The 23,610-nt window shown below is 65.7% G+C and carries 19 protein-coding genes; 8 read left to right on the top strand and 11 right to left on the bottom strand.

Annotated features, from left to right (window positions below; translation table 11 throughout):
- Positions 1–59 precede the first annotated feature (59 nt).
- Positions 60–1,364 (top strand): hypothetical protein, encoded by a 1,305-nt coding sequence (locus ACFOYX_RS29485; protein ID WP_322443566.1) that lies wholly within the window; start codon positions 60–62, stop codon positions 1,362–1,364.
- Positions 1,361–1,792 carry a hypothetical protein gene (locus ACFOYX_RS29480; protein WP_322443567.1) on the top strand — a complete coding sequence of 144 codons (432 nt, stop codon included), beginning with the start codon at positions 1,361–1,363 and terminating at the stop codon, positions 1,790–1,792. The genes ACFOYX_RS29485 and ACFOYX_RS29480 overlap by 4 nt, the downstream gene beginning before the upstream one ends.
- A gap of 431 nt (positions 1,793–2,223) precedes the next feature.
- Here ACFOYX_RS29480 and ACFOYX_RS29475 read toward each other — a convergent pair whose 3' ends face one another.
- Positions 2,224–3,258 carry a site-specific integrase gene (locus tag ACFOYX_RS29475; RefSeq protein ID WP_322443568.1) on the bottom strand — a complete coding sequence of 345 codons (1,035 nt, stop codon included), beginning with the start codon at positions 3,256–3,258 and terminating at the stop codon, positions 2,224–2,226.
- Between the two features lie 9 nt (positions 3,259–3,267).
- Positions 3,268–4,416, bottom strand: a complete 1,149-nt coding sequence (locus tag ACFOYX_RS29470) for a hypothetical protein (protein ID WP_322443569.1) — start codon at positions 4,414–4,416, stop codon at positions 3,268–3,270.
- A gap of 973 nt (positions 4,417–5,389) precedes the next feature.
- On the opposite strand from ACFOYX_RS29470, the gene ACFOYX_RS29465 reads away from it, so the two are divergent.
- Both ACFOYX_RS29465 and ACFOYX_RS29460 read left to right on the top strand, forming a co-directional pair.
- Positions 5,390–6,031: a restriction endonuclease subunit S gene (locus tag ACFOYX_RS29465; protein ID WP_322475163.1), complete on the top strand. Its 642-nt coding sequence runs from the start codon at positions 5,390–5,392 to the stop codon at positions 6,029–6,031.
- Positions 6,012–8,024 (top strand): N-6 DNA methylase, encoded by a 2,013-nt coding sequence (locus ACFOYX_RS29460; RefSeq protein ID WP_322443571.1) that lies wholly within the window; start codon positions 6,012–6,014, stop codon positions 8,022–8,024. The genes ACFOYX_RS29465 and ACFOYX_RS29460 overlap by 20 nt, the downstream gene beginning before the upstream one ends.
- A gap of 480 nt (positions 8,025–8,504) precedes the next feature.
- Here ACFOYX_RS29460 and ACFOYX_RS29455 read toward each other — a convergent pair whose 3' ends face one another.
- The 4 genes from ACFOYX_RS29455 to ACFOYX_RS29440 all read right to left on the bottom strand — a co-directional run bounded on the left by ACFOYX_RS29455 (position 8,505) and on the right by ACFOYX_RS29440 (position 12,336).
- Positions 8,505–9,506, bottom strand: a complete 1,002-nt coding sequence (locus ACFOYX_RS29455; RefSeq protein ID WP_322443572.1) for an ImmA/IrrE family metallo-endopeptidase — start codon at positions 9,504–9,506, stop codon at positions 8,505–8,507.
- Positions 9,507–9,535: 29 nt separating this feature from the next.
- The gene (locus ACFOYX_RS29450) at positions 9,536–10,798 is read right to left on the bottom strand and encodes a helix-turn-helix transcriptional regulator (RefSeq protein ID WP_322443573.1); all 1,263 of its coding nucleotides are present in this window, start codon (positions 10,796–10,798) and stop codon (positions 9,536–9,538) included.
- 216 nt (positions 10,799–11,014) lie between these two features.
- A complete protein-coding gene (locus ACFOYX_RS29445; RefSeq protein ID WP_322443574.1) occupies positions 11,015–11,974 on the bottom strand; it encodes a hypothetical protein in 960 nt (319 codons plus the stop codon).
- Entirely contained in the window at positions 11,971–12,336 is a 366-nt protein-coding gene (locus ACFOYX_RS29440; protein WP_322475162.1) for a hypothetical protein, read from the bottom strand. Before ACFOYX_RS29440 ends, ACFOYX_RS29445 begins: the two co-directional genes overlap by 4 nt.
- Before the next feature lie 307 nt (positions 12,337–12,643).
- Here ACFOYX_RS29440 and ACFOYX_RS29435 point away from each other — a divergent pair, with 307 nt between their 5' ends.
- Genes ACFOYX_RS29435 through ACFOYX_RS29425 form a run of 3 tightly spaced genes read left to right on the top strand, consistent with a single transcriptional unit; the run spans position 12,644 to position 14,506 of the window.
- A complete protein-coding gene (locus tag ACFOYX_RS29435) occupies positions 12,644–12,925 on the top strand; it encodes a multiubiquitin domain-containing protein (protein ID WP_322443576.1) in 282 nt (93 codons plus the stop codon).
- Positions 12,900–14,081, top strand: a complete 1,182-nt coding sequence (locus tag ACFOYX_RS29430; protein ID WP_322443577.1) for a ThiF family adenylyltransferase — start codon at positions 12,900–12,902, stop codon at positions 14,079–14,081. The genes ACFOYX_RS29435 and ACFOYX_RS29430 overlap by 26 nt, the downstream gene beginning before the upstream one ends.
- Positions 14,078–14,506, top strand: a complete 429-nt coding sequence (locus ACFOYX_RS29425) for a DUF6527 family protein (protein WP_322443578.1) — start codon at positions 14,078–14,080, stop codon at positions 14,504–14,506. Before ACFOYX_RS29430 ends, ACFOYX_RS29425 begins: the two co-directional genes overlap by 4 nt.
- 88 nt (positions 14,507–14,594) lie before the next feature.
- Here the strand turns inward: ACFOYX_RS29425 and ACFOYX_RS29420 are convergent, their stop codons facing one another.
- The 4 genes from ACFOYX_RS29420 to ACFOYX_RS29405 all read right to left on the bottom strand — a co-directional run bounded on the left by ACFOYX_RS29420 (position 14,595) and on the right by ACFOYX_RS29405 (position 21,774).
- Positions 14,595–18,011 carry a DEAD/DEAH box helicase family protein gene (locus ACFOYX_RS29420; protein WP_322443579.1) on the bottom strand — a complete coding sequence of 1,139 codons (3,417 nt, stop codon included), beginning with the start codon at positions 18,009–18,011 and terminating at the stop codon, positions 14,595–14,597.
- Between the two features lie 47 nt (positions 18,012–18,058).
- Positions 18,059–19,273, bottom strand: coding sequence for a restriction endonuclease subunit S (locus tag ACFOYX_RS29415; protein ID WP_322443580.1), 1,215 nt, complete (start codon positions 19,271–19,273; stop codon positions 18,059–18,061).
- Positions 19,270–20,808, bottom strand: coding sequence for a class I SAM-dependent DNA methyltransferase (locus ACFOYX_RS29410; protein WP_322443581.1), 1,539 nt, complete (start codon positions 20,806–20,808; stop codon positions 19,270–19,272). Before ACFOYX_RS29410 ends, ACFOYX_RS29415 begins: the two co-directional genes overlap by 4 nt.
- Positions 20,809–21,555: 747 nt before the next feature.
- The gene (locus tag ACFOYX_RS29405; RefSeq protein WP_322443582.1) at positions 21,556–21,774 is read right to left on the bottom strand and encodes a hypothetical protein; all 219 of its coding nucleotides are present in this window, start codon (positions 21,772–21,774) and stop codon (positions 21,556–21,558) included.
- Between the two features lie 284 nt (positions 21,775–22,058).
- Between ACFOYX_RS29405 and ACFOYX_RS29400 the strand changes: the two genes are divergently transcribed.
- Complete coding sequence (locus ACFOYX_RS29400) at positions 22,059–22,277, top strand: winged helix-turn-helix domain-containing protein (protein WP_109800994.1); 219 nt, start codon at positions 22,059–22,061, stop codon at positions 22,275–22,277.
- A 522-nt stretch (positions 22,278–22,799) separates the two neighbouring features.
- Here the strand turns inward: ACFOYX_RS29400 and ACFOYX_RS29395 are convergent.
- Complete coding sequence (locus ACFOYX_RS29395) at positions 22,800–23,606, bottom strand: alpha/beta fold hydrolase (RefSeq protein WP_238453399.1); 807 nt, start codon at positions 23,604–23,606, stop codon at positions 22,800–22,802.
- Positions 23,607–23,610: the final 4 nt, after the last annotated feature.

Below are 23,610 nucleotides of genomic sequence, written 5' to 3'. Positions count from 1 at the left end.
CCGATCAGCAGCCGTCAGCACACCGCGCTGACCTGCACCGATGCCTTATCTGAACGGCATTGCCCCTTGACCCAGCAAACCCCAAAGACACGCAGGACCTGCTGGACCTGCAGCACGTCGCTGACGCAATCGCTGCCAACCTGAACGTCCTCGTCACCAACGACCAGAATCTCACCAGGATCTACGGCGAGGTCGCTGAGCGGTACGGCCTGCGCATCATGCGACCCGCCGACGTGGTCATCCACATCGACGAACTGGCACACGCCGAGTCCTACCGGCCCGCCAGCCTCCTCGACACCGGCTACGTCGAACGGCGCCTGCGCAACGGCGAGAACCAAACGGTCGAAGCGCTGCGAAACCACACATCAGGGGAACGACCACGCGAACTTCAGGGCACCCTGAACAAGCTCGCTGTCAGCGGCGCTCAGCGGCTGGGCATCTACCAGCCCACAGGCGAACTCGTCGCGGCCTACGCCACCACCAGGACGTCAGGCGTCGTGCGAGTGCCGCTGCTTCGCGTGGCGAATCAGCCGCTCGCCGATACTCTCGCCCGGCAACTACTGTTCCGACTACGCCAGTCAGCACGAGACGCCGCGCTTCCCATGATCCAGATAGCCGACCCGCACCTATCACCCCAGGCCCGACTCGCCGCCGTCGACGACGGCTTCCAGGAAACCGACGGCACCCTCTACGGGTACGTCATCGCCGCAGTCGGCCCCGCAGCCGAGGTAGAACGGACCGCAATCTCAGCGGCGAGGGTGGCCGATTTACCCGAACCCGCGCCGCTACGATCTGGTATGCCCGCAGTCGCCGCCGCCGAACTCGAACGCATCTGGTGGCCGATCAAGATCGTCGACAGTGAGCTGCCGACCTACCTCATACCCATCCAGCAGCCATTCTCGACCCAACTGCTCGGCGTCCCCGCCAGCATCTTCCCCCGACACGATGCCCTGGGCATCAGCCGAGAACATGTCTACTACCGCAGTCCTGGCGGCGCCAGGCCGCAGGCCCCCGCAAGGCTGCTGTGGTACATGAGCAAGGGCGGCAACACCGCCCAACAGCCAGCGGCCATCATCGCCTGCTCCCAACTCGACGCGGTTGTCACCGCGCCACCGGACGAACTCTACGATCGTTTCCAGCACCTCGGTGTCTGGGACAGAGGCACAGTGCACCAGGCCGCCCGAAACGGCCTCGCACAAGCCCTGCGGTTCACCAACACCGAAGTCTTTCCGCGGCCTGTTTCCCGGCAAGCGTTCCGCCGCCTCGCGCTCGCACACGGCGGCCCGGCCACCGCGCCTCAACAACCAACCCGGATCGCCGCCACTCTGTTCGCCGCCCTCTATCAGGAAGGCCGAGCTCGATGAAACCCCAACGGACCCTGCTGCTCTCGCTTCGCCCCCGCTTCGCCACCGCCATCCTGGCCAGCGCGAAGAACATCGAGATCCGTCGGCGCCCGGTCAACGCCTCCCCCGGGACACCGATCATTCTCTACGCCAGCTCCCCGCAGATGGCCGTCGTTGGTACCGCCAGACTTGGCAGCACCACCGTCTGCGCCCCGGACGACGGGTGGCGACGCTTCAGCCAGCAGTTCGGCCTCAGCCGCGATGAGTACGACGCCTACCTCGACGGTGCGCTGAACGCACACCTTCTGCACCTCACGACCGTCAACCGCCTCAACGAGCCGCTACCGCTCCGTCACCTGCGCGAGCAGGCACCCTTTCACCCTCCGCAGAGCTTCCGCTACGTCGCGGCGGGCGACCCCGCTGGCCTGCGGGATCTCGTCAGCCCCTGACCAGGGAGCCGAGACGGCTTCACCAGGAGGAGGCCGATCGAAGCGCGTGCTCCGGGCACGCCCATGATCAGCGGACGGCCAGCGGCGGAAGGGGATGTGGAAGCCGTTGGGCCGCCGCGGCCGCTGGAGCCAAGAACTCCGAGTCGCCTCGACCGAGGGTAGGCGCGGCTTCCCTTAACGGGCCTCGCGTGTGCGGTCCGAGCGGCGGTGCGCCGAGCGGACCTTGCCACGGCATGTGGCTGAGGAGGGCTTCCACGGGGCGCGGCGGACACGCGCCGGTGCTGGATCCGGTGCCGAGGCGTGCTCGTCGCGGGTGTGGCTGAGCTGGCGGCGGATTTCGCCGGATTTGGCGGCGTCGAGGACGAGGCGTGCGGTGGCTTCGGCGGCTTCACGCTGGGACTCGGGCAGGACGCTGGTGTAGGTGTCGGCGGTTAGCACGATGGTGGCGTGGCCGAGTCGAGTTGGTCTTGTACGAGTTTGAGGTCGGCGCCGGCGGTGCGGGCGAGGGTGGCGGCGCCGTGGCGCAGGTCGTGTAGGCGGATCGGTGGTAGCCCGGCCCGGTCGACCAGTAGTCGTAGCCGTTGGGTGAGGTAGCCGGGGTGGATGGGTGTGCCGTCGGGGCTGGTGAACACGTATCCGGTGTTGTGCCACAGCCTGCCGGCGGTGGTGCGGGTGTCGTGGTGGTGGCGTTGCCGGTCGTGGTGCTGGCGGAGCACCCGTACGGTGTGGTGGTCCAGAGCGACGGCGCGGCGGCTGGTAGCGGATTTCGGTGGGCCTTCGTGCACCTGGTAGCAGGCGGTGGTGCGTTGCCGGGACACGGTCAGCTGGCCGGCGTGGAGGTCGACCTCGCTCCAGCGCAGGCCGGCGGCCTCACCGCGGCGCAGGAACGGGAACGGTTCCCAGTCGATACGCAGGATCAGCTGGCCGCTGTCGTAGTGGTCCCGCCGGTTGTGCCGGAACAGCGTCTCGTACCCGCGGAACTCGGCCTCGGTGATGATGGCCTGCCAGATCTGGCGCATCCGCTGCACAGGCCGGCGCTTGTTCGGCATCAGGTAGGGCCGGTGCTGGTAGATCATCCGCTCGGGGTAGTCCAGCGCATCGGTGAGGTCCTGCACGAGCTGGTGTGGGCGGCGCACCGTCGAGGGAACCGGGACGATCCGGCCGAGGAGCTCCTGCGTGCGGGGCCGTGGACGCGGAGGCGGAGCCCACTCCCGGGTTGGCTGATCCGGCGGCGCCAGCGGGGACGACTCGACGCCCTGGCGGTCGACCTCCACGAGCAGCAGCGACATGCCACCTGGTGACGACCAGGTGCGTAGCCGTTGCGGACCGGCTCGTAGCAGTCGCAGCTTGGCCACCTTCGCCGCGTGTCGCCACGCGGCCAGGGATTCCTTGTCCAAGCCCTCCAGTTTGAGCCGGCCGCCCGCCGCTCTCACCCGGTCGAGCACCAGCTCCGGTGTCACCTCCATCGCCGTCTCCTAGCGATCCAACTCGCTGTGCGGGGCGGCGTTCTCGCTGGGCCAGATCTCCCACCGGTTGCGGCTGCCGCGGCGAACCTCGGCCCCCGGGTGCTCAGCACGGATGCGGCTGAGCTCCTCGATGACCTCGTCGATTGACTTGCCGGAGGGGATGACCGCCAAGGGCTGCGGCTTCGGCACCGCCGCAGGTTCATGCCGCTTCTGGAACGACGAGAGCATCTCATGCAGACAGCGCAGCCGCGCCGACCAGCGCGGCCACGCAGGGCACGGGCCACACCCCAGAAAGGCCGGGTCGCCGAAGGTTGACCAACCATGCCAGACGGCGGGCCGGAAGCAGTCTGGGCACATGTCCTTCGCCTCGAGGGGTGCCATGGCTCGCAGCGCCTCGAACCTGCGTCTGACCCGGTCCGCTTCCGCCCGAAGCTCCCGTCGCTGTGTCCGGTCAGCCGCCCCCACCTCGGCGGTGAGCCGGTCCACCTCTCCCCGCAGCCGCTGCACTTCGTCACACCGCCAGTAGATGAAGTCAGTCAACGCCAGCTCTCGCCGATGCGACGGCAACCACCCGTTGACGTCCACGACCGTCTCAGGGTCACCCACCTCGCCCATCAGGGCAACGATGTTCGCCTCGGTTTCGGCAACGTCCGCGTCCAGCATCGCGATCTCCGCCGCTCGACGTCGCTCCTCCATACCGGGGAAACGTGTCTTCTCCTGCAACCCGGTCCGCTCGGCGACCTGGGCCTTGAGGATCGACTGCTGCTCCACCAGCGCAAGGCGCGCCTGATGACGGCGCTCGTCGTACTCGGCCGCACGTACCCGCCGCTGCCGCTCCTGCTCAGCCCGCTCTGCCTCGAACTCCGCTTCCCAGGAGGCGAGCCACTCCTCAACCTCCTGCGGGGTCTTGTGCCGGAAGCCTGGCTCAGCGCGAGTCCACTGCCCCATCACCGCCGTCGCCGTCTCCAGGTCCGCGGCATGCTCGGCCTCTACCCACCGGTTCCACCTGGCCTCGCGGTGCACCTCGATGAACAGCGACCTGGCGGCCTCGAACTCCGCCGCGGTCGCCTCGGCCCCAGGACAGGGTTTCCGCAGCAGCCCGTCGATCTCGACGACGGCGGGCTCCTCAGCCTCCCCAGGGGGGCCAGCGTTCGACATGGGCATCTCCTCGGGCAAGCGAGCGTTGCTGACGCGGCACATCACGCAACGACCCTGCTGCCAGTCGGCGACGGCCACCAGGTCCGGCCCAGCATCGGGAAGCCGACGGCATGCCGAACAGGATCTGGCTGTCTGCGACCTATGAGCCTGTAGGCGGGCGGCTCCGCGACACTTTCGGCCGGAAGAAACGTGCTGGCTCGTCGTGCGCGATCAGACTGTGCGGTGTGATGAGCGGTGCAACGCTGGTCGCGAATGCGGCGCCGACCCCAGCGGTCGAGGTAGTCAGGCGCAGGCAAGCCACAAGCCAGGCACAACAGCCAGAGCGGGCAAAAGCAGCAGGATCTCTCGCGCAAGACTTTGTCTACAACCCGACTTAAGGTGTTCAAGAATCGGGTCGAATCCGGCCAGAAAGTCGCTTCCGCAGGCCGCGGACTCCTCTTTAGGAGTCTGCGAAGCTAGTTACGCAGACTCGCAACTGCTAGCTTGAGTGCGTGAAGGTTGAACCGGCGAACGTTTGCTTCACGCAAGTCGGCTACCTCCAAACGCTGTACCTGCTGAATACCTGCTCGTTGACCGTCCGCGCCGCCCTGCATGGTTGGACGCCCGACAGGGCGGCGCGGCTCAGACCGTCCCGGTGAAGCACCGGGACAGAAGGGACACCCTCGTGAGGACTGTCAGCTCCCATGATGCCTGGCCATTGCCCCCTCGATCCAGTAGGACCCGCGTGACGATCGCAGTAATCATCGTCGTGATCATCTGTGCCGCCACCTTCGCTGATCGCGGGTGGGCGTTGCTGGTGACATTCAGCATGACCGCCCTTACCGTCGTTGTGGAGGAGTTCGTACGAGCCAACATCCCATACTGGTTCCGTAGGGCATAGCGCTCGGGTGGGCCTCGGAGCATTGATTGCCGAGGCCCACCCCCAAGAGCGCACGCCCAGCCTCTAGCACCGATCACGATGGGAAGTACCCAGATGCGATTTCAAGAGACTCCGGCTGAAGCCGGGCTTCGTCGGCTCCAGTATCTTGCCGACGTGGCCGCGGGACCGTCCGGCTCTCTACTGGGTAATCTGTCCAACAGGCCGGATGGCGTTCCTGTGCTTTCGCCACAAGATCTCGGGGACGGCCCATATGGCGTGCGAGAGAATGAGTTACGGCGAGTACCCTGGGCTGACTATCAGAAGCTGGGCCGATTCACGTTGCAGGAAGACGACTTGGTCCTCGTCAGGCAAGGCTCGATCGGCCGATTAGCCCTGGTCACCGCTAAGCAGTCCGGATGGCTGTACGGGTCATCATGCCTGCGTGTCAGACCGAATCAAGAACTTGTCTCAGCTCCCTTTCTGGCTTACTACTTATCGCATCCCCCGGTTCAGAAGAGCTTGCTTGAGCGCGCTCTTCCGGGAACAGTACCGTCGCTGAACACTCAGGTGCTGAATGAATTTCCCGTCGCCGTTCCCCCGCTGAAGCGGCAGCTGCAGATCGTCGGAACAATGACTGCGCTGGAGGACAGCATTGCTGCTCAGCACGCAATAGTTGAACGCTTGAAATCCCTCCGCCCAGCGGTACTCGACGAACTCATGAGAAAGCCTCAACAGCATGCCTATCGTAACGGCTGAAAAGCTCTTTAACGCTCTTCAGGGGGCGGCCAAACTGAGAGGTCAGGCCCAACCGTCAGAGCAATTGGGCGTGATCTCCCTAACGCTGGTCCTGAAGTGGGCATACGAGAACTCCAAGGCGTTGACAATTCCCGAACAGGCGCAATGGCCCAGCATCACGGCCACCGCTGACAAAGACCCCCGGAGAGCTCTCGAAGTCGCCCAGCAAGCTCTGCAGCACAACAACGTTAAAGCATTAGGGGAAATTCTCGAAATCCTCGACGTGTCGAGGCGGCTAAATTCCCGAGACCTTGAACACCTGGTCCACTATTTCGACGAAAAAGTTCAGCTCCACCCTGATCTGTTGGAGTTCCCCGACGCAGCCGGTGAGGCTTACGACCAATTTCTGAGTTGGTCTGCAGAGCAAGCAGGAAAGATGGGAGGCGAATTTCACACACCCCGATCGGTTGGAGACCTGCTGGTGCGGCTGACTAGTCCAAGCCGAGGACAATCGGTATACGACCCATTTGCGGGTTCTGCCGGCATGCTGCTGCGCGCTCGGCAATATGTCAGCGAGCGAGATGGGATCGACGCGACACTTGACCTCTTTGGGCAAGAGATCAACCGATCAACATATGCCCTCGCTCGCCTGAATCTTCTGCTTCACGGCTATGGTGACGCATCCTTGACTCTAGGAAATACCCTGACGGATCCCCGCCACGTTTCCTGCGGAAAACTCTTGCATTTCGACCGAGTGCTCACGAACCCTCCGATGGCTATGGAATTCGTTGATGCCGCCGTGCAGCACCAGGAGCGGATGAAGTACGGCATCACCAAAGGGCGCGGCAAGGCCGACCTCATGAACCTGCAGCACGTCGTTGCAGTCCTCAAGCCGACAGGAGTCGGCGCCATGATTGCCCCCCATGGGGCACTCTTTCGAGGCGGCGTCGAGGGGGGGATTCGGCGGGGGATCATTGAAGACGGACATCTCGCGGCGGTCATCGGGATTGGGGCCAACGTTTTCTACGGCACCGCTGTTCCTGCGTGCGTCATCGTGGTACGCGGTACCGAAGCTCCGCGCCGGGGCCCGCGTGACGAGGTTCTTTTCATCAATGCCGAACGAGAAGTCGCCACCGGGCGGACGCAGAACGTGCTGAAACCGCAACATATCGAGAGGATCGTGCGGACTTACGAGTCCTGGTCAACGATTCCTGGCTTCTCCCGGCCCGTCTCCATTTCTGAGATCGCGGACAACGGTTTCAACCTTAATATCGGGCGCTACGTCGAAGCCCTGTCGAGTGAAGAACCGCAACTCGACGTGCGCGCCGCAATTGCGGGTGGCGTACCCCGGGCAGAAGTTGAATCGAAGGCTTCGAGGTTTCGGGCCTTTGGAATAGACGCCTTCCAGTTGTTTCAGGCAGGAAGGCCCGGCTACTTGACTTTCTTGGCCGAAGGATACAGAGAGACTGCCGTTCGGATCCAACACATGGCTGCCGGCCGCGAACGAGAGTTCAAGGTCGCCAGTCAAAAGGCGTGGAAAGATGCGGCTGCAGAGCTCATCGATCTGGCGGGGTCCGGGCGAGTTCTGATGTCGAGAGATCGGTTGATGGCGCTGCTATGCGCTCCTCTCACACCCCTTGGCCTTGTTGATACGGATGCCCTGGCAGGAGCTTTTGCCTCTTGGTGGGAGGAGTATCACAATGATCTTCGAAGTCTCGATCACTACGGGCTACTCGGGCTACGTGCCCGACGAGAGTCGGCTGACAACTCGCCGTCTGCACTCGAGCGGAAGTCGGATGATGACCTTGTAATGGGCCTTGGCGAGGGCCTGCTCTTGCAGATCGACCAGCTTGTCGCAGCCGCTCGACACGAGCTAACCAAGTCTTTTCTCGGCTGGGGCGACCGGTACGCACTGTCACTCGCGGACCTAGAGAAGAGGCGTGAAGACGCGTCGGCCTGCCTACAGTTGCGGCTACGCGAAATGGGCCTTACTGATTCGGGCTACGGATCGTAGGGGTTCACGCTTGTCGGCCGAGCACCCCCTATTGCCCTGCGCTTTTGACCAAGACCGGCACCGGCTGCTGATCGTCAGCAAGCGAGCACAGCCGCACGGCGCTGCGACCGCCACGGGGCGGCAGAGACAGAGAAGCCACAGGTCATCAGCCTGCGGGTGCGAATCGAGCACCGTCTTAGGAAACCGTTGCTCTATCCCCTGAGCTACGAGGGCGCGAGGCCCTAGCCTACCTGCCAGCGGTTACCCACGAGTGCCCAGGAGTGCCCACCCATGCTCACCAGCGTTCGGACGCGGATGCTCCGATCCACCGAGCACACGTCGAGCATCGCGGACACGACGTCAACGCCAGATGCCCACTCGTGCCAGGCCGTTACCACTGATGCCGGGGCTTGCCCTCGACTCACCGAGCACATTCCGGAGCATCGCGATAATGTTGCCGAGGCGGCGAGGGAAGGACATCGTCCACCCCTCGTTTGCGTATTAGTGGTCGTTGCAGGTCGTGGAGTCTCCGTTGAAGGCGGGTAGCGGTAGTTCCTGGAAGCAGCGATCGCAGCGGCGTGTGGTTACCGGGCGGAGGCCGCCTGGTTCGCATTCGCAGGCGCCGCACCTAATGCAGTGCGGTTCACCGCAGTGGCGGCACGCGGCTCTCCAGGTGGTGAACTCGCGGGCGCAGGCCCCGCAGTAAGCGGTGTTGCCGACGGGCCTGCTGTCCAGTGGCGCCGGTAAGGCGTCCCAGGCGGGTGAGTCGGTCACCCAGACAGCGAAAACGTAGCTGTCGGCGGCGATCGCGTCGAAGTACATTTCAGCGGTGTGCACGCCGCTGCCGAGAGTGGGTCGATCCACTCCTCGGGCGGTTCCGCCGTTAAGGGCCGGCCGGAGTTTGGTAGCCGTCTGGGCGGTCTCGCGGGGGACGGCGATCGCGTCGCCATGGCGGGCGGCGAACTGACTGCGCCCGTCGGGGCGCAGGAGCATGACGTAGCCGGGTGCTGGTAGCTGCTGTGCGGCCGCGACACAGCACGCCTCACGCGATGCCGATGTGGTCCGCCAGAGGCGCCCGACCGATGCGGCGTCGACGCCGGCGGCAAAGGTGGCCCAGACTGTGTCGGCAGGCAGCAGGATCGCGGCGGCGAACGCATCAACGAGGTCTTCTTCGAGGCCTCTACCGCCTTCAGGAAGATCCCACAATGCGTCGGCGACCTCGTCCACCTGGGTGCATAGGTGATGGCCGAACTCGTGGAGGACGGAGAACGCCCGCCGGCCTGGTGAGGCGTCCCGAACCGCGGAGATTCGCGGCGGGACTTCCGTGCCGCTGTAGAGTGCCGCCACCGAGCAGTCGGCACCAACCTGGCCGGGATCGACCCAGTCCAGAACGATGTCGTCGACTGTAACGATCACAGCGGCCGGGTTGGCGGCCAGGTCGTGAGGGTCAACGCCGATCGTGGTCAGATACGTCACCATCGTGGGGACCAACTGCTCGATCAACTGGGGCCGGCTAAGGTGAGTGCCGCTCGTCATGGTTGGGCCTCACCCGTCTCGTCGAGTTCCGCGAGTCGCCGCCGCAAATAGTGGTCGACCTTCTCCGCCCAATGCGTTGTTGTTGCGCGCGGGTCTGCCCGCTGCCCGCTGCCGGCGACGGTGCGGGCGGCGGTCGGGGATACTGCCTCCGCTATGGCCCACCGTTGCTGGTCTTCGTCGGTGCCGTCAACTCGAGCCAGCCGTCGCAGGGCTGGCCGGTGCCGGGGCTGGCTGACCTCGGTGATCAGGTCGTCATCGAGCGCCGGGTTCGCGTCCAGCACGGTCCGCGTGTCGGTGTCGAGCACCGCGGCGAGTTTCGCCGCCTCGGCGGGCTTGACCCGCCCGCCACGGTTGATGCGCGTGAACACCTCCAGCGACAGCCCTGTCGCCTGCGCCAGCGCGGCGGGCCGCAGGCCACGATCACGCACCCGCTGGGCGAGGGGCACGACCTCGCCCAGCGGGTCCACTCCAGGGATCGTGGCGGACGCACCAACTAGCGGCGCAAACGAGGACGCGATAACGGCGCGCAGTTCCCGCCGGTCCAGGTCCCCCTCGTCGAGGGCAGTACCATAGGTCAGGCCTGCCGGTCCTGCCGTACTGCGGCGCCAGGCTCGCCAGACGTCGTGCAGCGTCTGCGGGGGCGGTAGCTGCGCTGCCGCCTGTTGCGGATTGGTGGTAGGCCTGCTGGCCGGGGCGATTTGCCGGTCGAGCACGAACATCGGCACAGTGCATTCCAGGCTTAGACAGACCGCCAAGGCGATATTCAGCGGGCTGGCGCTGGGCGGCAGCAGCAGGCTGAACTCATCCGCAGCGGCGATGTCTGTCGTGACGGGCGCGACCGTCACCCGCCACCGGTCGACGGCGATGACGACAGCGAGTTCGTTGGCCTGCTCCCAACGCAGCCGCCACAGCTGCCCGACGGCGACGTCCTCCCGTCCGTCGGTGTCGAGGGTTAACGCGTGTAGCTGTGGGGTCAGGCGAGTGATCGGGGTAAGCTCGGCGGCGCCTCCGGCCTCGGCACGCTGCCGTGCTGTACGCAGGAACTCCTCGTCGTCGAGGTCGCCGTCGTGGCGGTGCTGTTCGGCCGCACTCTGCCGCTGCTGACACCAGCCGCATTCGGCCAGGTGTTTGCCCTCCCACCCGGTGGGGGCCAGCAGATCGGCGTCGAGCAGGTGTGGGCCGGCAAGCGACACCGGCGGATGCACATCGATGTCAGAAAAGGCGGCCGGACCAGTTCCGGCTGGCGGGGTGCCGGTCATCGCCGTACACCGGCCGGGAAAGTACCGGCTTGGCAGAGTAGTGAACTGATGGATCGATGATTCACCATGCGCCTATCCTTCCGCAGGGAACGTCTCGAACTCTCATTCCTTCTCCATCTGGCCTGTGTACGTAGATAAGACGGCGCACCGACGTCAGTTGTCCGCTACGGACGGCTGCGGTTCCACCCGGGAATCTTGCATCGCCCGGTCGGGACGCTAGTCGTTGACAGTTCGCGGCGTCGCCATGGCCCGCGCCACGCTGAGCATGTCCTCGCGATGCTCTTCGCCGCCGAGGACCTGGCTCACGATCTCACGAACCCGGGCGGCGATCTGAGCCGTCACGCTCTTGCCCAGCCCAGTGTGATCGGCTATCCGCCTGACTGGCTGATCCAGGTAGGCCAGCACCAGACGCTCCCGCGGTGTGAGCTGCGCGAGTAGCCGTCCGGCTCCCGCCAGCACCTCAGCCTCAACTTGGGCCTGGTCGACCGCGTTCACGCCGGGCAGCCAAGGGTCCACGTCATCGACCGGCGTGACCACCGGTGCCGGGCCGACGGCGAACCGGGCAGCGACCGCGTCGGCGACCTCACCGATAGACAGGGACGCGCCGGCTGCTCGCAGCACCGCCTCGCAGACCGCGGCCAGACTGATCGCGTCGGCCACCGGCGACTCTCGGCGTGCGTCAGTGCGCCACCGCACGATCGACACGTCGGTGACCTTGTACGCCGCGCTGACTAGATCGCTCGACCGACCATTCCACACTCCCGGGGTAGTCCCGTCGGCCAGTTCGATGTTGCGACCCGCACCGGGACGCCCGGACGGGACGACCGCGAACCGGGGGTCGTCCGTCAGCACTTCCCGCAACCGCCGGATCAGCCGGCCCTTGGCGGTGGCCCGCCCCTTGTCGCGCAGGAAGTTACGCACCACCTGTTCCAGCAAACGGCGCAAGCTCGCGTCGTCGTGGGCCTTCACCGCGAGTTCAACCAGGCGCTGAGGTCCCCGGGCGTCGGCGAAGATATCGTGCGCGGTCTCCGCGACCGCGTCGAGGTTCCACGCCGGATGCCCATCCGGCGGCGGGAAGTTGCCCGCCCGGGCGACCGCCCGCACACATCGGTACAGCTCGACGGTGGCTTCAGTGCCGAACACGCCGTCGCGCCGCAGTTCCTCCCAAGCGGTCATGAACACCTCTCGTAGGCACCGATAATGCGGGTGAGCAGTTCCTCGTCCATCTTCGCGAACTCACCGAGTTCATCGTCGTCGTAGGCCGCGAAGTCCACCCGTCGCCACCGCCACGGCTGCCACAAGCCCGGCTTGTCGCAGCAGCCCAGGGCCGGGTCAGCGGGATGGAAGATGTCGTCACGATGCCGGTTGCCTAGCTGGCTGGTCCGCGGCACCACGATGCACGTCCGCTCGACCTGCAGCACCTTGACCACGACGGTCGGCCGACCCGCATGCCCGTCGCGCTCGTCGTAGTAGTCACGTGGCAGCCACACCACCAATCCGAGGTGCGGCTGCCACTGCCTCAGGCCCGGCCATGTCATTGAGGGGCTACTCCAACCTGCCGCCTTCCGGACAGACATCGGCTAACGGCGACGTACAGCATACGGACCGCTGCCGTCAGTCGACGCTGACACACCGCCGCGCCACTCGCACACCTAGCGGCCGTGTTCCTCGCACCCGCCGTCTGGCCGACAACCGCCACGACGGCCGGAAGGACCCGCTCCCCGACCACGCCGACAATCACCCACAGTGACCGGACAACATGGCGCGGTCCGCCGTCATACCCCGGCGACAGCAGGGCCGCAGGGAAACGACCGGCAGCCCAACCAGATCAGAAAGGAGACCGCCATGGCCGACATCGACACGGCCCGCGACGTCGACGACCTCCCCACCAAGCACCGATACACGATCATCGTCAACACCCGCCCGAAGCACGTCGACCACCGCGAGCTCACCTTCGCCGAGGTCGTCGCCCTCGCATTCCCCGGCGCCCCGGACCCGGAGGTGACCTTCACCGTCACCTACCACCGCGCCGCCGGCCCTCGACACGAAGGCAACCTGAGCGAGGGCGGCACGGTCACCATCAAGGACGGAACCATCTTCGATGTCACCCGCACTCGTCGCTCGTAGCGCGGACCTGCGCCGGCTGCGCGACGAGGGATACGAGATCAGCGTCATCGGCGGGAAGCTCGTCCTGTCCCACGTCCCGTACCTGAACGGGAAGCGCGAGGTAAGGTTCGGCACCCTTGTGTCCGAGCTCACCCTCGCCGGCGACACCACCACCCGACCAGAGACCCACGTGGTCCGCTTCGCCGGGGAACAGCCCTGCGATGCCTCCGGCCGGCTCCTCGTGAAGATCATCAACAGTCCCATTCACGAGAAGATCACCGACAATCTCACCGTCACGTTCATGTTTTCCAGCAAGCCCGATGCCGGGTACGCGGACTACTACGAGAAGCTCACCGCCTACATCGCAATGCTGGCCACGCATGTCGCGGCGGTCGACCCCAACGCAACCGCCCGGACCTTCCGGGTCGTCGAGGCCGACGATTCGGGATCGGTCTTCCACTACCTCGACACAGCCAGCAGCAGAGCCGGGATCGCGCCCATCAACGCGAAACTGGCGACACCGCGGGTCGCGATCGTCGGACTCGGCGGAACCGGCTCGTACCTGCTGGACCTGATCGCCAAGACCCCGGTCCAGGAGATCCACCTGTTCGACGGCGACGACCTCCTACAGCACAACGCCTTCCGCGCTCCAGGCGCCGCGTCGGCCGAGCAACTGCGGGAACAACCCAAGAAGGTCGACCACTATGCCCAGGTGTACGGCGGCATGCGTCGCGGCCTCGTCGCCCACCCGTACTTCCTTGACGAGAGCAACGTCGATGAGCTGCAGGCCATGTCGTTCGTGTTCATCTGCATGGACCAGGGCGGTCCCAAACGTCACATGATCAAGGCCCTCGAGACGTTCGGCATCGGGTTCATCGACGTTGGCATGGGCCTCTACGTCACCGACGACGACGCCATCGCCGGACACCTGCGGACCACCACCAGCACTCCAACGCGTCGCACACACGTCTGGGAGCAACGACGGATCGCGTTCGAAGACGCTGCAGACGACGACTACGGCAGCAACATCCAGATCGTGGAGCTCAACGCGCTAAACGCCGCGCTGGCAGTGATCAAGTGGAAGAAGCTGCGCGGCTTCTACGCCGACCTGGACCACGAGCACCACAACGTCTACGCGATCGCCACCAACTCGCTCGTAGGCGACGACCAGCCATGACGCGCCGAAGCACCTTTGAGCACCGGTTCGTCGAGACCGCACCTGACGACCTCGACGACGGTGTCATATACGTCTCCATCCCGTACACGACCGCGCTGCACCGGTGCGCGTGTGGGTGCGGCACCGAGGTGGTCACTCCACTCAGCCCCGGCCGTTGGACACTGATCTTCGACGGCCGGTCGGTGTCCCTGCACCCGTCGATCGGCAACTGGAACTTCCCCTGCCGGTCGCACTATTGGCTTCGGCGTGGCCGCATCCAATGGGCCAAGAGCCGCATCGGCGCGCCGCGCGACTCCGGCCAGCCCGTGGTGCACTTTCCTGGCAGGCGTGACGATCCCGCCGAAGTTCCACCCCCGGAAGCTGGCGGCAGGTTCCGCCGACAGGTGCTAAACGTTCTCGCGCGGCTACGCGGCGTGCTTGGATAGCCGCCCTCCGCGTCCGGCCGAGTGGAGGGACGGCAGCCAGGCGAGATCAACCAGCCAGTCCTTGGATGCACGGTATGACTGGCGCTAGCTAAGCCACCTCGGCCGCAGGGGCGGCGGTGTCTCGGACGGAGTTGAGGATCGTGATCAGGCGGTCCACGTCGGCGGACGGGAAGATCGAGTCCGGGCCGTGCGGGGCGATCTCGCTGAATGGGGATTCGTAGAGCCGTTCGGGCTCCATGACGCCGTTCTGCGTCAGGTGGGTGATGATCAGGTTGACGAAGTTGATCTGGTTCGCGGTCAGGGTGCGGCCGGCCAGGAACTCGCCGAACGCCTCGGTGGCGGCCTCCCTGTCGAGTCCGACCAGCGAGCGGATGAACAGGCCGAGCCCGTGGGCCGAACGGCGGGCCTGGTCGATGTCCTCGGTGCCGCCGCCGCTGGCCGCCAGCATCCGCTCCAGCTCGTCAAGGTCGGAGGGGGAGAGCTGCTTGTTGCGGCGCAGCTTCTGCAACGCCAGGTGGTCCTCGTGGGCGCGCAGGTACACCCGGGCCTTGGCGCGGAACCGCTCGAAGTCGGTGCCGATCTTGATGTCGTTCAGGGTGACGACGGAGATCTCGCCGAGCTCGTCGGTGAAGTCGGTGTAGACGATGGCCCGCTTGGACCTCTCGATCAGCTTGACCAGTCCGCGGAGGCGGCGCCGCATCAGTTCCAGCATCGGCAGGGTGAGGTCCTGCCACCACTCGTCGCCGGCTACCTCGTCGAGGAGTTGCTGCTGCTCGCGGATCGCCGGGATGCTGGTCTGCTCCAGCAGCGTCGAGGCGATGTCCTGCACCTGCCGGCGCAGCCGGTCGTAGGCGGGTTCAACGTCGAGCTGGCCGAGCTGCAGGCGCAGCACCATCAGGTCGAACCGCTTGGCCGCCTCGTCCTCGTCTTTCACGGCGGTGGGCAGGCCGGCGAGGTTTCCGCCGATCTCGTCCACGGCCTCGGGGGTGAGCCGGTGCCAGTGCTTGAAGTCGACGTAGTACTCCACCAGGCGCCGCTTGGGGCGGACGACGAAGTTATCGAGGTGGATGTTCTCCACCCGCCGGTGGAGGTTGCGGGCGAGGTCCCAGCGCAGCGCCGCCTCGCTCTGCGTCCCGTCGACCTCCGCCTCCGGGTTGGCGTCGGAAGGGAGGCGCTGGTCGAGGCGGTAGATCAGTTCGAGCTGGGCCTTGAACAGCCGCTCGGTCAGCGACTCACCCAACGTGCCCTCGACCGCCTTCGGGTTGTGGTTGAAGAACTCGAAGTTCTGGCAGAAGTCGAAGATGAAGAAGTCCTGCTTGTCCTGGCCGGGTCCGTAGAGGTCCTTGCAGAGCCGGGTGCCGCGGCCGATCATCTGCCAGAACTTCGACTTCGACCGCACGATCTTGAAGAAGACCAGGTTGACGACCTCGGGTACGTCGATGCCGGTGTCGAGCATGTCCACCGAGATCGCGATGTGCGGGTCCTTCTCCTTCTCGGAGAAGTCGTCGATGAGGCTCTGGGCGTACTCGGTCTTGTGGGTGATGACGCGGGCCAGGTGGCCGCGGTGCATCGGGTACGCGAGGTCGAACCGCTTCTGGATGAAGTCGGCGTGGGCGTTGTTCTTGGCGAAGATGATGGTCTTGCCGATCCGGTCGCCGCCCGCGACGTGGTGGCCGTGGGTCATCAACGTCGCCAGGACCTTGTCCACGGTGTCGGCGTTGAACAGCCACTTGTTGACCGCGTCCGGGTCGACGCTGTCCGGCGGCCCGTCCTCACCCCAGTCGAGGGCGTCCCAGTCGTCCTTCTCCTCCTCGGTGAGGTCGTCGTAGCGGATGCCGTCGCGCTGGAACTTCAGCGGTACGGAGACCGCGCGCGGCGGCACGAGGAAGGCCTCGTTGACCGCGTCGTCGAGGTCGTAGTGGTCGGTGGGTACGCCGTCTTCGAGGTTGAACAGGCTGTAGGTGTTGCGGTCGATTTCGTTGCGCGGGGTCGCGGTGAGCCCGACGAGCAGGCTGTCGAACCAGGAGAAGATCGCCCGGTACTTCTGGTAGACCGAGCGGTGCGCCTCGTCGATGATGACCAGGTCGAAGTAGCCGGGCCCAAAGCGCCGCTCGCCGCTCGCGGTCTCGTTGATCAGGCCCATCATCGTCGGGTACGTCGAGACGTACACCCGGCCCTCGGTGTTCTTCTCGGTGACCAGGTTGACCGTCGCCGCCTCGGGCAGGTGCGCCTTGAACGCGTTGACCGCCTGGTTGACCAGCGCATTGCGGTCGGCGAGGAACAGCACCCGCTTGACCCAGTTGGCCCGCATCAGCAGGTCGACCAGGGCGATCACCGTGCGAGTCTTGCCGGCGCCGGTGGCCATCACGACGAGCACCTGGCGCTGCCGCTGCGTCTCGAATGCCTCGCCGATGTTCCGAATCGCCCGGTGCTGGTAGTACCGCTCGACGATCTCCTGGTTGATGAGCACGTCCGCGAGGGGCTTGCGAGTGTCGCGGCGCTGGATCAGGAGCTGGAGCTCCTCCTTCGTGTAGAAGCCCTGCATCGGGCGCGGCGGATAGGCGGTGTCGTCCCAGAGCCAGGTCTCGTAGCCGTTGGTGTAAAAGATGACCGGGCGCTGGCCGTACCGCTGCTCCAGACAGTTGGCGTACAACTTGGCCTGCTGCTGGCCGACGGTGGCGTCCCGGCGGGTGCGCTTGGCCTCGACCACCGCGAGCGGCTTGCCGTCGTCACCCCACAGGACGTAGTCGACGTACCCGGTACCCGTGCTGTTGGGCATGCCGGTGACCTCGAACTCGCGGTCCTCCGGGCGGTCGAGCCGCCAGCCGGCCTCCCGCAGCATGAGGTCGATGTAGAGGTCACGGGTCTGCGCCTCGTCGTAGTCATGGTCATCGGGGCGAGCCTCGTTGGCGGCCTTCGCGGCGGCGATCTCGGCGCGCAGCTTCGCCAACTCGGCGTCGAGGGTGGCGGACTTCTCGCGTTCGGCTGCCAGCGCCGCGTCCTGGGCGGCGAGCTTGTCGGCAAGCGCCTTCAGCTCAGCCTGGCTCTGCTGCCGGACCTGCGAGGGGATCGGCCGGGGGATCAGGTCCGGGTTGAAGGCAAGCGCGCTCGCCGGGACCTTCGCCTGGTCGCGAGTGTAATGCCGAGCGATCCAGTACATGACATGGAACAGCTCGCGGACGACCGGCACCGCCTCCTTCGGCGTCACCGGCGTGCTCTTGTGCACGGCCGTGTTGCCCTGCTTGCGGACGATGTTCATCTTCGCCTGGAGGCTGTTGCCCACCAGGCTGCGCAGCGACGGCTCGTGGATCATCGCCGACAGGTCGTCCTTGTACGGCTTGGTGAGCGTGCTGTCGGCCTGGAAAAGCCACGTAAGGGCGAGTTCGAGCGTGCGCCGGGCGTAGAAGCACGAGGCCCGCGGATCGGCGATCGCCAGCCGCTCGGCCCGCAGGGCCTCGCCAAACAGGACGGGCCACTCGGCCCGCAGAAACGCAAAGTTGCTCATCGAGCGCCAACTCCCCACAGTCGACAGCAGCCCTCGATCGTCTCACGTCAGGGCAAACCCCGGAAGGCCCGATCCTGCACCGACGCGAACAGCGCGTTCAGTTCTGCGAGGCTTCCTCGATGCGCCGCCTTCAGGACTTCGACCTTCGCAACTCGATGAGCGAACGTGTGTTGGAGATCAAGCGGTGGTGTAGCGATAGGTGTGGAACGAACGTCACCGACGCTGATGGTGTTTAGTCCCGACGTGGTCTTACCCGCCCTGAGCAAGTGCCGGCGGCCACCTGGTGAGTTCACATAGTAGGAGGCAAAAACGGGAACGATCCTTGTGGGACCGAACCTCGCCCGAATCAGGTGGTTCTGATGAACGCACGGACTGACGGAGCCATCCCACAGGGCTGCCCGCCCAATTTCCTCGGCATTCCCGTGACCTTCGACGATGAGTAGATCATGGGTTCTGAGGGAAGTCCGGGCAACTTCAGCTTCTGATGCACGAAGCGTTTTGATTTCGGCTAGGTCAAGACGGCCACGGTAGACATTCGCGACTCGTAGATATGGCACCTCGATAGGAAGCTTCGATCGCGAGCCGCTCAGTTGAAGACCACCTTGGACCTCTGCCACGTCTTCAATCCGGGTCATCGGCCACGTACGAGGGTTCCGGGCCGGATCGCCAAACATGTCGAGGAAGATGGACTGGGTGAGGTCGTCGAGGTGGGCGAGGGCTTGGCGGCGCTTGGCGCGCAGCTCGTCCGCCCGATCCAACGCCTCGGCGATTCTCCGCTGCTCCGGTAGTGGGGGCAGCGGAAGCGGAAGCTTCAGGCATCGCTCGAAGTTCAGGTTGGAGATGTTGGTCGTCTGTTGCCCAAAGCTACGCACCGTTGCTTGAGTGCGCGGGGCGGAAAACCAATGGTAGAGGTACCTGGCATTTACCCTCGACGGCTCCGCCCGCAGGACGGAGATGAAGCCACCAAAGCTCGATGGCGAGGCGAGTTCCGGCACCCAGCAGCACTTGCCGACCAAATTCCAGCTGTTCGCGCTGGAAACGAGAATGTCCCCAGCTCGCAGGTATTGGTCTTCTCGCCTCACGAGCTCGCGGCCCACTGCCCAGACATCCGAGAGGTCGAGCTCCGACTGCACGTTCTTAGTCCTCATGCAGAGGACAGAGCCAGGCGTTTCGGCGGGTACTACGTCATCGGGCTTGAAGGTGATGCCGCGAACAAAGGAGGCTACATCCCAAAGCCTCGCCACAGCGGTGGTTGTGCTCATCCGAGCATCGCCTTCAGGTCGGACATGCCCTGCTGGATCTCGGATTCGAGGCGTTCCAGGTTTGCGATGATTTCCAGCGGTGCCCGGTGCTCGATTTCCTCGTGGACGACCTCCTTGTAGCGGTTGAGGCTGAGGTCGTAGCCCTGCTCCACGATGTCGGCCTTGGGTACGCAGAAGCTCTGCTCAGTTCGCGCCCGCTGCAACTCGTCGCCGCCACGCCGGAGCCACCGCGCCAACGCGTCTGGAAGGTTGTTCCTGCTGTGCTCGTCCTCGGCCAACACCACCTCCGGCATCGGCCCGAGCTTCTCGGCCGGTAGCAGCGGTGTTCGCTTGTCGTCGAGGCTCCAGCCGTCGGCAGTGACCTCGTAGAACCAGACGTTGTCCGTGCCACCGCTGTTGGTCTTCGTGAAGAGGAGGATCGCCGTCGAGACTCCGGAGTAGGGCTTGAAGGTGCCACTCGGCAGCTTCACCACGCCGTCGAGCTTCTGGTCCTCGACCAGCATGCGGCGCAGGTCCTTGTGCGCCTTGCTCGATCCGAAGAGTACGCCATCCGGCACGATGACGGCCGCCCGGCCACCGGGCTTGAGCAGCCGGAGGAAGAGGGCGAGGAAGAGCAGCTCAGTCTTCTTGGTCTTGACGATCCGCTGGAGGTCCTTGGACGTGCTCTCGTAGTCGAGGCTGCCGGCGAACGGCGGGTTGGCCAGGATCAGCGAGTACTTCTCCGACTCACCGCTGACATTCTCGGCCAGCGAGTCGCGGTAGCGGATGTCCGGGCTCTCCACTCCGTGCAGGAGCATGTTCATGCTGCCGATCCGCAGCATCGTGCTGTCGAAGTCGAAGCCGTGGAACATGCTCTCGTGGAAGTGCTTCCGCTGCACCACGTCGAACAGCGCGTTCGGATGCGTTCGGCGGACGTACTCGCCGGCCTCGACGAGGAAGCCTGCGGTGCCGCAGGCTGGATCGCAGATCTCGTCGGTCGGTGTCGGTGCCGTCATCTCGACCATCAACTGGATGATGTGCCGTGACGTGCGGAACTGTCCGTTGTGCCCGGCCGTAGCGATCTTGCTGAGCATGTACTCGTAGAGGTCGCCCTTGGTGTCCCGGTCCTCCATTGGGATGTGGTCGAGCATGTCGACCACGCGGGCGAGCAGCGCCGGGTTGGGGATGGTGAACCGGGCGTCCTTCATGTGGTGCGAGTAAGTCGACCCGTCACCGCCGAGCGTCCGCAGGAACGGGAACACCCGCTCGCCGACGATCTCGAACATCTCGGCCGGCGCGGCGCTTTTGAAGTGCGACCAGCGCAGGTCGTCATACTTGCGTCCCTGCTCGTCGCAGCCCTCTGGAAAGGTACGGCGCTCTATCGGCTTGCCCAGCCGGTTCGCCTTGTTCTCCTCAAGGGTGTGCAGGTCGTCCAGCCGCTTGATGAAGAGCAGGTAGGTGATCTGCTCGATCACCTCCAGCGGGTTCGAGATGCCACCTGACCAGAAGGCATCCCAGACGCGGTCGATCTTGCTCTTCAGTTCACCGGTGATCACGTGCCCTCGTCCCCACGGCGTCAGCGTTCCAGGCTTGGACCCACAGGCTAATGCGTCGTTCCAGTCCACCAGCCAACGCGCTCCTTGGCTGGGCGTCAACCGGCCAAGCGCGCGTGTCTGAATGTGGCGTCAGCAGCAGATCCGGGAGAGCTGGCACCGCGACGACGAACCCGACGCGGGTCGGTTGCCTGCCATCGAGGCATAGCGCGCCTTGATCATCGTGTGGGCGCATCTCCAGTTTCCCGTCATGAGGCGGTCCCTGTGTTGCAGCGGCGGCCCGCACGCGGCTCCCGGGCTTGCTTGCGCAGGTGGCCGCCGGCCCGGGCGACGAGGAGGCGCTCGACCTCTGAGGTGCCTGTCCGACAGATCCCTGCTCGCGCCGTCGACACCGCCGCCCAGCCCTTCGGAGCCACGCAAGGGGTTGATCCGCGCACGGCCGCTCCCGCAACATCAGATGACTCGCGGCAGGGGCGCTAGGCCGGCGCGCGCGACCTGACGCGCCTCTGTTGCCCCGGTCTCCCGGTGACGGGTGCCGGGGCGACGCGCAGCGCGGCCTTCATCACGTACACCTCTCGCTTGTTGACCGCCTCGCCGCGCTTGCTGAGGAGATACCCGGTGAGCCAGATCCACCCGTGGTAGGTCGGTTCGAGTCGACGGACACCACCCGCATCCGGAGCGCCCGATCTCCCACGAACTGCACCGAGCACTCCCGGCCGATGAAGACCACCTCACCGGGGCGAGGTGTGGTCACCTCAGCCACCCGAGGAACCTGCGGTGGAGGGCACCTGCCGGCGCCCAGCTCATGTCCTGCGTCGCCGCCACCAGGTGCGAGCCCATGTAGATGCTCAGGGACACCGGAGCGCCGGCGTACTCGGCGAGCAACTCTTGTCGACGGGTACGGCAGGGCCAGGAGGCGCCACACCCGCCGCAGGTCCAGGTCGGCAGCACCGGTCCGTGCGTGGTCATCGGTCCTCACCCGGCCAGTGCCCCCGGTTGATCGGCAGGCGGTGCGTCGCCCGGCAGGGCAGGTCGGTCCCGCAGCGGCAGATCCGCCTCCATCTTCGCCACGACCACACCGGCCGGTGCCGGCGGGCCAGGGTGAGGGCAGCGGCTATCACGTACTCCTCGTACCGGACCATCGGAGTCCCCTCCTGCAACCTACGTTACCTAGTACTCTGGGTATACCGACGATACCCCGTGTCGCCTCCGAAATCCCCCTGCGTGTTCTCTTGATGCAGGGAGGGCGACCGATGGCTCAGCCGCTGTATCAACAGATTGCCGACGACATCACGCGGCAGATTGAGTCGGGCGTGTTGAAGCCCGGGGACCGCTTGCCCAGCACCCGTCAGCTCTGCGAGCAGTACGAGGTCAGCGAGACCGTCATCCGATTCGTCATGATCCAGCTCAAGGCGCGGGGCCTGGTTTACGGCCAGCCGGGTCGAGGTGTGTACGTCAGCAAGAGGGACTGACCCCGGCCGCCCGCTCATCACCTGCTCATTCGTGGACGCCAGGTGCTCACATAATCCGCATTACCGGCGCGGTCCAGTGGGCCCGGCGAGCAGCCCGCGACTGGAACACTTACATCAACGAATGCGCAGCATCGAGCACCGGCACCGTCCTGGCGAGCTGACACGAGGGTGCCGCTGGTGGTGGCTGCTTACCAGGCAAGCGGGGCGGTTATAACCATGGGCGTTCCTTCGGCCGAATGCGTCGCACCCCAGTCTAGCCACGCAGAGTGCATGCGATACCTCTAGCTGGGGGTCTGGAATAGCCGAGTTGAGTCCACCGACTGCTGCCAGCGAGGGCGTTCGAAGCCCTTCGCCAACCGAGCGGCGCCTCACGGCATGTCCAGCCTGTCTTCGATCGAATCCAGATAGCTTGACTCGCCCACCAGTTGAAAGTGGCACGCGCGGCAGTACCAAACATCACCTGACATGGCGAAGGGGCTGGGGAGGGGCTGGGGTCACCCCCGGCCCCTTCTCAGAGCTCGATCAGGAGGTCTTGCGCGCGGCCTCGACGATCACGCGCTCCACCTTCTCCGGCTGCGAGACCATGGACAGGTGCGCGGCCTTGATCTCGGTGGTGTGCGCGTTGGCTCGCTTCGCCATGTATCGCTGGGTGGCCGGCGGGATGACGTTGTCGACCGTGCCGATCACGTCCCAGGTGGGGATCGAGGTCCAGGCCGGCGTGCCGGACGGTTCGCCCAGCGTGGACGCGTTGAGCGGGCGTTGCCCTGCGGCCAGCATGGCGCCCTTCTTCTTGGGCTCGTCGTTGGCGAAGATACCCGGGAAGAGGTCCGGTTGGATGTATGTGTCGGTGTACGATCCCGACCCGTCCTTCGGCGACACGGTCCTGATGGCCGGGCCGACCTGGCTGCCCGGGTTCAGCTCGGTGAGGCTCAGCAGGGAGTCGCCTTCGGCAGGGACGTACGCGTCGACGTAGACCAGCGCCTTGACGTTGGTGTTGTCGCGTGCCGCGTTGCTGATTAGGAAGCCGCCGTACGAGTGTGCGACGAGGACGACCGGGCCGTCGATGGTGGCGAGGAAGTCGCCCAGGTACTTCGAGTCGCTGGCGACGCCGCGCAGGGGGTTGGCTACCACGTCGACGGTGTAGCCGTCGTGCTGGAGGCGCTCGGTGACGCCGCTCCACGTGGAGCCGTCGGCCCATGCGCCGTGGACCAGCACCACGGTCGGCTTGGGGCCACTGGCGGTCGAGGCGGCCGCGACACCGGGGACCAGCGCGGCGACACCACCGGCCAGGGCGAGGCCGAGGGCGGCATTGCGTAGGGAGAGTTTCATCGTG

The organism is Micromonospora sp. GCM10011541, assembly GCF_042650725.1.
Lineage (GTDB): Bacteria > Actinomycetota > Actinomycetes > Mycobacteriales > Micromonosporaceae > Micromonospora > Micromonospora sicca.
The sequence above is the reverse complement of the archived record's forward strand: the minus strand, read 5'-3'. Positions and strand labels throughout refer to the sequence as shown.